The sequence below is a fragment of the Psychrobacter sp. 16-MNA-CIBAN-0192 genome (assembly GCF_040309565.1).
Classification (GTDB): Bacteria; Pseudomonadota; Gammaproteobacteria; order Pseudomonadales; family Moraxellaceae; genus Psychrobacter.
On the sequence record NZ_JBEOOX010000659.1, the window covers coordinates 1 to 241 of the forward strand.

The 241-nt window shown below is 47.3% G+C and carries 1 pseudogene; it reads left to right on the top strand.

The features are described from left to right. Window positions 1-20: 20 nt before the first annotated feature. Window positions 21-241 (top strand): annotated as a pseudogene (locus AAEY78_RS14750) (tyrosine-type recombinase/integrase); the annotation flags it as partial.

Here is a 241-nt window from a genome sequence, read left to right on the forward strand (position 1 = left end):
GCTTTGAGGATTGTCGATCGATGGCAGATGAGATCGAAACGCGTGTGAACACAAAAGGTGAGCCGCCACGTGAGGTGACTAGACGCACTATTGATCTGGTTGCTAATGTTTTAAGACGTGCCAAACGCGAACGCATCATCGACCAAAACCCAATCGATGATCTAAAAGCACTCTATCCTAAAGCCAAAAGTCAGCACATGAAGCATGTAGATATCAATGAGCTGCCTGCCCTACTCCAAGC